This is a genomic window from Microcystis flos-aquae FACHB-1344 (assembly GCF_014698375.1).
Taxonomy (GTDB): Bacteria; Cyanobacteriota; Cyanobacteriia; order Cyanobacteriales; family Microcystaceae; genus Microcystis; species Microcystis aeruginosa.
The window spans coordinates 1-8,224 of the sequence record NZ_JACJSW010000222.1; the positions used below are offsets into that span (position 1 = coordinate 1).

The window sequence follows — 8,224 nt, forward strand, 5'->3', positions numbered from 1 at the left end:
GGCAGAGTTGGAAAAACAGATTAATCGACTTCCCCATTTGCCAAAGTGGTTTGTGGAAATCCCTTATCAAACCACTTGACTATTGGATCATCTTTTTTATGGAGTTCTCTTAACACATCTGTATTATTAAACAAGATAGATAGTCCAGCTTCTTGTCCGCCTATGGTTTCTCCTGCATGAGGGTTGGTTTTATGTCGAACTCTAATTTTTCCACTCCAGGAATGAAGGGATTGATTAGAGGTTTGAACTAGATTTACGAATGGTGGAGGTGGCACATTATCATAGAGTATCTCCCAGTTGTTAAGATTAGGAACTACTAAAACATCAGGTGAGGATTGATCCGATAAACCACCGCCTTCCCACTTGACTTTAAGGAATAGTAACTCATCTTTAATCACCGTCGCTTGTAAAGTTGCCGCCTGAGTGAATTCAGCAGTAAAAAAGGGAGATACCATTGCTAGAACAACAGGTAGTGTCTTAAGAGCGAGAGATTGTATTGTATGGTTCATAGCTTTTGCACTTTAAGGATTGAGTACGATCGCTCCCCCCACATCCAGATCAAGCAACAGCCCAACCCAAGACTAAAAGGAGATAGCAGAAGCATACACACTCCCCCCCCCACAACTGTATCAAAAGCTACAAAATAATAAATCTTTATATTCCTTTCCCCGATTAGCGATTCACAGGGGAAGATTGAGATATTCCCTCTTTGCGAACTATAATCCAAAAAAAAATTAGTAGTGAAAAAATTCAACCAAGCGATCAGCTACTAACATTGCCATTTGTTCGTCAAGACGGCTAATTTGAGCAACGATTCGGGTTTTGTCGATCGCTCTAATTTGGTCTAAGGCAATACTACCTCGCACATTTTCTTGGTCAATCGGGATTCTGGTGGGGTATTTTTTGACTGTGCTGGTGATGGGAGCGACGACTACTGTTCTCAACCGAGCATTAATCTCGCTAGGGGAAACAATAACACAAGGTCGGGTTTTTTGCAGTTCGGAACCCCTAGTCGGATCGAGTTCCACTAGAACCACAGCAAATCTTTCTACCATTGATTTTCTTGCTCGAACTCGTTTTCCACTCCTAACCAATCCTGTAACTCTGCTTCGAGCGGTTCGTCATCAAATAATTCAGTCCACCCCTCTCTCACCTTCTTTTTAGCACTCAGAATAATTTTTTTACCTTCGACTATCGCTTCGACTTCATCAGTGAGTTCGCACTGTTCCATAATCGCTTGAGGAATTGTAATTCCTTGAGAATTGCCGATTTGTATGATTTTCAGCAACATTTTTGACTGCTTGGTAAATACATTGTCATTATATCAATCAACCGCTTAAACAGCCCCACCCAACCCCAAAGGCAGACAACAGAATCATACACACTATCCCCATCAAAAAAGTATTAAAAACTACAATTTAATAAATCTTTACATTCCTTTCCCCGATTAGCGATTCACAGAGCAAAGAGTCTCAGGTGTTTTCCCCTGTTTTTTTTACTCCTTCTCAGGCGAACTATCCTCATTCCGTGAGATATTGTGGCGCAGTATGTCGGATTCGCCTTTGCCTTCTCCCTTGACTGATCCTCAACTCGATCGCAAACTAAATTAAACAGGATTACCTCGCACCAACCAGCTGATAGACTAGGGATACCAGCTTTCATTTTGGAGTGAGAGAGTGGTTAAGTTAACCGATTCCCAAATTGATCAAGAAATTGGCAATATTGTCAGTCAATTCCAGCTTTATCAATGTTATGAATGTGCTAGAGCAGTAATGCAGTGGCTAACAGACAACGAAATTGAGGGGAAAGTGATCGAACTGAAAACGCGCTATCATGACGAAGATTATATCATTAGCGATCGCATAGGGAATGATCAATCAATTACGATCAATGGAAAACATTATGGGGTAGAAGTAAGGGGAAGAGTATTTGATAATCTGTCTCCTCAAGGGATGACACGAGATGATTGGCTGAAAGATTTTCATTGCCAAAGTGAAGAGTTTATAATTACTGAAGCAGGAGAAGGGTAAAGATGGAAGTAAAAGGCGGATTATTTGAGATTTTGTCTAAGATTAAAGCTAGACCTGGACTGTATATTGGTCGTCCTTCCCTGTCGGATTTGTTTATGTTTTTAGTGGGTTATAAAACTGCTAGACGGGAGTTAGGAATTGAACCGACAGCCGAAGAAATCAGATTCTATCAAGAGTTTCATCAGTTTGTTGAAAACAAATACAATCTTCATACATCTAATGCTTGGGCTAAAATTATCCTGCTCTATTGCCCCGATGAAAAGCAGGGATTTGAGCGTTTTTTTCAGTTACTAGGGGAGTTTCAACAACTTGGCAGTCAGGAAATTCCTGCCGATGGGATTGAGGATCAAGAGATTATTATAAGTCGTGTCAGCTAGTGCGATCGCAAATCTCATATCTCAGGTCAAACAACAGCCCAACCCAACGCCAAGAACGGACAGCAAAACAATACACACTACCGCACTAAAAACTGTATTCTAAGCTACAATTTAATAAATATTTTACAAATCTTTACATTTCCCTTCCAATCTCTATCAAGAAAACCCAGAACCAGAATAAACAATCCCCAGAAGACGAGACAGAGAAACCCGATCCGACTTCAGTAGTGCAATCGCAGCATCCGTAACTTGTCCCCTCACCTCTGAAAACCCATGCTATCCTTGAGGTATTCCCCCAAAATCCTCAAATCAAATCGTGATGAACAATGCTGGCCTAGATACCAATTCTCCTTTGTTGCAAACCCTTCAGACATTACCTGTCCAACAACAACAAGAAATTCTCGATTTTTTGGAATCTATAGTCAATCAACACCATCAAACCCAAATAACCCCAACAGGTAGAATTGCGGGATTATATCAAGGTCAAGGCTGGATCAGCGATGACTTTAACGAACCCCTAACCGATGAACTCTTGCCGCCAACTTAACCCATGCAACTTTTATTAGATACCCATAGCTTTATTTGGTGGTCAATTAACTCAGAAAAACTATCACTAACCGGGCAGGATTTGTTATTTGATCGAAATAATCGCTTATTTTTAAGCGTTGCTAGTGTCTGGGAAATGCAAATAAAACTGCAACTGGGAAAATTACAACTTAACCCATCTTTACAGGAATTAATTAAAAATCAAATAACCATTAATAATCTAGAAATACTTTCTATTGATCTAGCTCATATCTGGACACTAGCAACCCTTATCCACTATCATAAAGACCCCTTTGATCGACTTTTAATATCCCAATCAATAACCGAAATTATGCCTATTCTGAGCGTTGATGAAATATTTGACCGTTACCCCGTTCAAAGAATTTGGTAAATTTCCCAAAATGTCAGGCGATCGCCCCCCCCACATCCAGGTCAAGCAACAGCCCAACCCAAGACTAAAAGGAGATGGCAGAATGATACACACTCCCCCCCCCACAACTGTATCAAAAGCTATAATTTAATAAATCTTTACATTCCTTTCCCCGATTAGCGATTCACAGAGCAAAGAGTCTCAGGTGTTTTCCCCTGTTTTTTTACTCCTTCTCAGGCGAACTATCCTCATTCCGTGAGATATTGTGGCGCAGTATGTCGTATTCGCCTTTGCCTTCTCCCTTGACTGCGCTTCAACTCGATCGCAAACTAAATTAAACAGGATTACCTCGCACCAACCAGAAGATAGACTGGGGATAATAGAAATAATTGAATAGGGCTAAATTACCGGAGGAAACCTTAACTAGCATTTTTGATCTACTGCGTCCACTGGCAGAGCAGATAGAATCAGAAGAATTAAGCATAAACAGTAGCTCTCTTTCATTGTAGGGAAAAGGGCAAAGGTTTAAGAGAAAATTATCATCTTCCCCTTTCCGACTTCTGCAAGCAGTCTATTGATTACTATTTTCTTCAGGAGGAGAAGGTGATAAAACAGGAGGAGCGATCGGTTCAATTTTATCCTCATTAACCGGGGGATTAATCACCTCTGGAACAGGAGAAGGAGAAGGAGAAGGAGAAGGAGAAGGAAGGGGAGAAACTTGAGAACTTGGCTCCGTTTCAGGAAGGGGAACAGGAATAGGAATTACTTCTTCTGGGGTGGGACTAGGAGTTAATTCTGGAGTCACTTCTGGAGTAGGAATCACCTCTGGGGTAGGAGTCGGGGATGGGGTAGGAGTCGGGGAATAAATGGGAGTCCGTTGACGAGAAGGTCGTCGGATAGGGGGAAAATCTTGGGAGGGAGGAGGAATGATTTCAGGACCAGGAGAAGGTTCAGGGGTTGGTAATGGTTCAATTTCCTCATTTTTGGGTAAAAGAGCCATAAATCCCCGATATCCTAGGGCAAAAGCCCCAATTGTCACCGCAAAAATCAGCAAAATCGACAGCCAAGGATTCTTTTTTTCCCCAGAATTGGGTTTAATAACCACAGTGGGGGAGACGGTTGGTTTTGGGGGTGTAGAGGACTTTAATCGGGGACTATGGGGAGAAACCGCGATAGTTGGTTGGGTGGACAAATCGGGGGATATTTCTCCTAAAGCTGCCAACATTTCCCTGGCAGTAGCAAATCGATCCCGGGGATGAAAACGGATCGCTCGATCGATTACCATAGCTAAATTAGGATTAACATTTTCTGTCTCCTGTCGCCAGAGAATTTCCCCCGTACGCGAGTCAGTTTCTAGATATTGGGGAGTTTTTCCCGTTAATAAAAAAATCGCCGTTAAGCCTAGGCTGTAAAGGTCACTAGAAAAGACCGGTCTCCCGGCAGCCTGTTCCGAAGCCATATAACCGGGGGTGCCAAGGGCGATCGAATAGGCACTTTTTCCCGTAGGATCGAGTAAGGTGGCCACTGCCTCTTTCATTACCCCAAAATCGATTAAAACGGGCAAATTATCACTATTTCTTAAGATAATATTATCGGGTTTCACATCCCGGTGAATAATGCGGCGACTGTGAATAAAATCAATAACAGGCAGCAAATTCTCTAAAATCGTCCGCACTGCTGAGGAGGATAAATTTCCCTGTCGTTGCTGTTTTTGGGTTAGTGTCTCCCCTTCAATCCATTCCTGCACCAGATAGAAGTGATTATCTTGGGCAAAATAACCGTATAAACGGGGTATTTGGCGATTTTGTTCCCCCAATTCCTCTAAAACGCTTGCTTCTTTCTGAAAACGTTCTTTTAACCATTCTGGCATCTCTTCACTTTGAATGGCCGGCTGCAATTTTTTAATCACACAGCGCCGTTGAGAAGGCATATTCGTATCGATAGCGATATAAGTTTCCCCAAATCCCCCCCTAGCAAGGGTACTAACAATTTGGTAGCGATTGTTTAAAAGCACTAGATTCATTACCCTGAGAGTGCAAGCGTGGTCCTAAATTGTTCCTAGACTAACATTCTTTCGTTAAGGAAAAAGTCAAGGGAAAAACTAGAGTCAAGTCTAAGGAATCCAGCGACGGATTTTCGTCCACAAAGGTGCATTATCTTGGCTACTCATCTCCAGAAAACTTTGATAACAATCGTAAGCGCGATTAAGATGGGCGGTGATTTCTGTAGCATTGGGATGGGAATTGCGATCGGGATGCCAATAACACAAGAGAGTTTTATAATTATTCTCAATCCGGCTAGTCGTGGTAAAAGGAGTAATCCCCAAAACTCGCCACCAAACGGGATTAGCCGACTCTATAATCATCACGGCCAAGGAACGGGGCGAAGGATAGAGAATTTGGGCGATTAATGACCAATCTGACCCATAACACCGCCGATAAACCGCTTTAACCCGCTCTTTTCCCAACTGTTGACAAGCTTGTAAATGCCATTGACGAAAATCCCTCCGCATCTGCTGATGAGTTCGCAAATCTCGCTGGGCAAATCTGCCCTCAGCTAGTTTATTAGTGCCAATAGTGTTAAAGTTACCATTAGCGATCGCTTTTAGATCCCAGTAAAGATGATAAAAAGGATCTTGACCCAAGGCGAGACTTTCCAGAATTTCCTGATCGTAACCTCTAGCCGGATTTAATCGCAATAATTCCCGTAATTCCCGACAAAACTGCTCATTTTCGGGCATACCGCGCCATTGCCAATAGTTAACATCCGGTTTTGCCAGAGACTGCCTATATACACTGCGCCACACCTGCGGAACAGTACAGGCGATCGGGGTAGCCAAGGGAGTAGCCAGGGGATAAAATTGACCCTTTAAAGAGCTTTCAGGAGCATCTTCTAGTAAACAGGCAAGATGATAGGCGGGATGACTACGGGGCGTTTTTTGGGGGCTAATAAACCAAAAAGCCGTTAAAATGAGAATTAAGTACAAGAGTAGAGAAAGAATTTGCTCCGCCATCGCCACTTTTAGTTAGTCTGCTCAGTTACCTGAAGAATTATAATTCGTGCTATGGTCGCTGAAAAGTTCTTTGTATCTCAGCTGATTGTCAGGAATCTACAAAACGGGGTGATATGTCGAAAGTTTCCATATATTCCTACTTTGGTTATTCGGAAAGTTTCTGTATAATTAATAGTTAGATGGCTTAGGTTATCGGTTGGGGCATACTTGAAGAGTGTCTGTTCAAGTTCAAAAATTAAAGTGATCAGCACACCTGGAGCAATATGCGTCAATCAGAATCAAAAATTGCACTGCTGATTGATGCAGACAACGCCCCTGCATCAAAAATTGAGGCGATCGTCTCTGAAATTGCAAAGTATGGAGTTGCCAATATTCGTAAGGCTTACGGAAACTGGAAAAGTCCTGCGCTGAAAGCTTGGGAGGGGTGTTTGCACGAATACGCTATTCGCCCCGTCCAACAGTTCGACTATACGAAGGGCAAAAATGCTACTGATGCTGCAATGATTATTGATGCAATGGATTTGCTGTATACACAACAGTTGGATGCTTTTGCAATCGTGTCGAGCGATTGTGACTTTACTCCTTTAGTGATGCGAATTTTGACAAATGGCTTAAAAGTCTATGGATTTGGCGAGAAGAAAACACCATTGCCTTTTGTTTATGCGTGTTCAACATTTTTATACCTAGAAACTATTGATCAAGCAGTAAATTCTGAGGAGACTTCCAAAGTTTCTGCAAGTGTGAAGAAAACTGGTAAAGAGTTGAAGCAAGACACCAAATTAATCAGTTTATTGAGGGGCGCTGTTTCTAGCACTCTAGACGATGATGGTTGGTCGAATTTGGCAGAGATTGGCGGACACATAGCAAATCAGACATCTTTTGACCCACGCAACTACGGATATGCAAAGTTGAGTGGCCTGTTCGAGGCTATTGACTTATTCGAGATTCAGCGAAAAAATAAGACAGTCTTCGTGAGGAGCAAGCAAAAGAATGGCACTACTCCAAAAACGTAGTGCAGATCTAGTAGGATGCGTTCCCTAATGTAAGTCCTACCGCTGCAGCGATCGATTTTGGGGAACACACCATGGTCATTGATTAAAGTAAATGATAATAAGCTAAAAACGTCTAGGCACAGGGACGGACGGGAGTGCGATCGGATATAGACAAATATGGGGGCATTTTACCTTACTTTTTGGAGCCGTGATCTGTGGGCAATATGACATGATTAATAGAAGAAACAGGGAGTAAAGAGCATGACTACCTATCAAGATGTTCGCCGGCAAGTTGAGAATCTCACCCCAGACGAGCAACTTCGCTTGTTAAAAGAGTTAGCTGTAATGGTACGTCGCCCTATGCTTGTTAAGCCCAAGCATAGCATTATGGAACTAGAAGGACTAGGAAAAGAAATCTGGAATGGACTTGATGCTCAAGAGTACGTTAATCAGGAACGAGCCTCATGGAATGGCTGATGCAACTACAAGGTCAAGTTGTGGGTTTGGATACTGCGCCACTCATTTACCTGATGGAGCAAAATCAGGCATATTTAGGGCTTGTTCGTGCCTTTTTTGGGGCGCTAAGTCGAGGCGAGTTTCAAGTTGTTACCTCTACGTTGACGCTGACGGAAGTTTTGGTGCATCCATTACGCTCAGGTAATGTAGAACTTGCCTGCCAGTATCGTCATATTCTTCTCGATCAAGAAAACTTAATTACAGTAGACCTCTTGCAAAAGTCTTTCGTGATCTAATAAAAGGTTATTTATTTTTGCCAATACTCTTACGAGACAGCGATCGCCACAAGGAGATAGTGTTGCCAGCGTAATAAAAGAGTTTTTTGGTGATACTGTTGAAAATCTGTCCTTAATAGATAAAAAACAGAATAAGAGTCTGAA

12 protein-coding genes are annotated in these 8,224 nt (G+C 42.3%); 7 read left to right on the forward strand and 5 right to left on the reverse strand.

Features of this window, described 5'->3' with window-relative positions; translation table 11 throughout:
* Positions 1 to 20: 20 nt before the first annotated feature.
* From H6G48_RS23995 to H6G48_RS24005, 3 genes are all read right to left on the reverse strand, one after another.
* Positions 21 to 509, reverse strand: coding sequence for a hypothetical protein (locus H6G48_RS23995; RefSeq protein ID WP_190723625.1), 489 nt, complete (start codon positions 507 to 509; stop codon positions 21 to 23).
* A gap of 225 nt (positions 510 to 734) precedes the next feature.
* Positions 735 to 1,055 (reverse strand): type II toxin-antitoxin system PemK/MazF family toxin, encoded by a 321-nt coding sequence (locus H6G48_RS24000; protein WP_002784949.1) that lies wholly within the window; start codon positions 1,053 to 1,055, stop codon positions 735 to 737.
* Positions 1,049 to 1,291 (reverse strand): AbrB/MazE/SpoVT family DNA-binding domain-containing protein, encoded by a 243-nt coding sequence (locus H6G48_RS24005; protein WP_190723626.1) that lies wholly within the window; start codon positions 1,289 to 1,291, stop codon positions 1,049 to 1,051. The genes H6G48_RS24000 and H6G48_RS24005 overlap by 7 nt, the downstream gene beginning before the upstream one ends.
* Before the next feature lie 385 nt (positions 1,292 to 1,676).
* Here H6G48_RS24005 and H6G48_RS24010 point away from each other — a divergent pair, with 385 nt between their 5' ends.
* The 4 genes from H6G48_RS24010 (at position 1,677) to H6G48_RS24025 (ending at position 3,344) form a co-directional block, all read left to right on the forward strand.
* Positions 1,677 to 2,030 carry a papain fold toxin domain-containing protein gene (locus tag H6G48_RS24010; protein ID WP_002798426.1) on the forward strand — a complete coding sequence of 118 codons (354 nt, stop codon included), beginning with the start codon at positions 1,677 to 1,679 and terminating at the stop codon, positions 2,028 to 2,030.
* Positions 2,031 to 2,032: 2 nt separating this feature from the next.
* Positions 2,033 to 2,407 (forward strand): hypothetical protein, encoded by a 375-nt coding sequence (locus H6G48_RS24015; RefSeq protein WP_012265286.1) that lies wholly within the window; start codon positions 2,033 to 2,035, stop codon positions 2,405 to 2,407.
* Between the two features lie 319 nt (positions 2,408 to 2,726).
* Positions 2,727 to 2,954, forward strand: a complete 228-nt coding sequence (locus H6G48_RS24020) for a DUF2281 domain-containing protein (protein WP_002784946.1) — start codon at positions 2,727 to 2,729, stop codon at positions 2,952 to 2,954.
* Positions 2,955 to 2,957: 3 nt separating this feature from the next.
* Positions 2,958 to 3,344 (forward strand): type II toxin-antitoxin system VapC family toxin, encoded by a 387-nt coding sequence (locus H6G48_RS24025; protein WP_079208957.1) that lies wholly within the window; start codon positions 2,958 to 2,960, stop codon positions 3,342 to 3,344.
* Positions 3,345 to 3,894: 550 nt separating this feature from the next.
* Here H6G48_RS24025 and H6G48_RS24030 read toward each other — a convergent pair.
* Both H6G48_RS24030 and H6G48_RS24035 read right to left on the reverse strand, forming a co-directional pair.
* The gene (locus tag H6G48_RS24030; protein ID WP_190723627.1) at positions 3,895 to 5,346 is read right to left on the reverse strand and encodes a serine/threonine-protein kinase; all 1,452 of its coding nucleotides are present in this window, start codon (positions 5,344 to 5,346) and stop codon (positions 3,895 to 3,897) included.
* Positions 5,347 to 5,436: 90 nt separating this feature from the next.
* On the reverse strand, positions 5,437 to 6,336 hold the full coding sequence (locus H6G48_RS24035) for a J domain-containing protein (RefSeq protein WP_190723630.1): 900 nt from the start codon (positions 6,334 to 6,336) through the stop codon (positions 5,437 to 5,439).
* 263 nt (positions 6,337 to 6,599) lie between these two features.
* On the opposite strand from H6G48_RS24035, the gene H6G48_RS24040 reads away from it, so the two are divergent.
* From H6G48_RS24040 to H6G48_RS24050, 3 genes are all read left to right on the forward strand, one after another.
* Positions 6,600 to 7,349, forward strand: coding sequence for an NYN domain-containing protein (locus tag H6G48_RS24040; protein WP_190723628.1), 750 nt, complete (start codon positions 6,600 to 6,602; stop codon positions 7,347 to 7,349).
* Positions 7,350 to 7,589: 240 nt separating this feature from the next.
* Complete coding sequence (locus H6G48_RS24045; protein ID WP_002746864.1) at positions 7,590 to 7,805, forward strand: hypothetical protein; 216 nt, start codon at positions 7,590 to 7,592, stop codon at positions 7,803 to 7,805.
* Positions 7,793 to 8,080 (forward strand): type II toxin-antitoxin system VapC family toxin, encoded by a 288-nt coding sequence (locus tag H6G48_RS24050; RefSeq protein WP_190723629.1) that lies wholly within the window; start codon positions 7,793 to 7,795, stop codon positions 8,078 to 8,080. The genes H6G48_RS24045 and H6G48_RS24050 overlap by 13 nt, the downstream gene beginning before the upstream one ends.
* The last annotated feature ends 144 nt before the right edge of the window (positions 8,081 to 8,224 follow it).

Coding starts and splice junctions, on each gene's coding strand:
- H6G48_RS24045 (WP_002746864.1), top strand. CDS start 7,590: ATGACTACCTATCAAGATGTTCGCCGGCAAGTTGAGAATCTCACCCCA.
- H6G48_RS24020 (WP_002784946.1), top strand. CDS start 2,727: ATGAACAATGCTGGCCTAGATACCAATTCTCCTTTGTTGCAAACCCTT.
- H6G48_RS24025 (WP_079208957.1), top strand. CDS start 2,958: ATGCAACTTTTATTAGATACCCATAGCTTTATTTGGTGGTCAATTAAC.
- H6G48_RS24015 (WP_012265286.1), top strand. CDS start 2,033: ATGGAAGTAAAAGGCGGATTATTTGAGATTTTGTCTAAGATTAAAGCT.
- H6G48_RS24030 (WP_190723627.1), bottom strand. CDS start 5,346: ATGAATCTAGTGCTTTTAAACAATCGCTACCAAATTGTTAGTACCCTT.
- H6G48_RS24000 (WP_002784949.1), bottom strand. CDS start 1,055: ATGGTAGAAAGATTTGCTGTGGTTCTAGTGGAACTCGATCCGACTAGG.
- H6G48_RS24050 (WP_190723629.1), top strand. CDS start 7,793: ATGGAATGGCTGATGCAACTACAAGGTCAAGTTGTGGGTTTGGATACT.
- H6G48_RS24040 (WP_190723628.1), top strand. CDS start 6,600: ATGCGTCAATCAGAATCAAAAATTGCACTGCTGATTGATGCAGACAAC.
- H6G48_RS23995 (WP_190723625.1), bottom strand. CDS start 509: ATGAACCATACAATACAATCTCTCGCTCTTAAGACACTACCTGTTGTT.
- H6G48_RS24005 (WP_190723626.1), bottom strand. CDS start 1,291: ATGTTGCTGAAAATCATACAAATCGGCAATTCTCAAGGAATTACAATT.
- H6G48_RS24035 (WP_190723630.1), bottom strand. CDS start 6,336: ATGGCGGAGCAAATTCTTTCTCTACTCTTGTACTTAATTCTCATTTTA.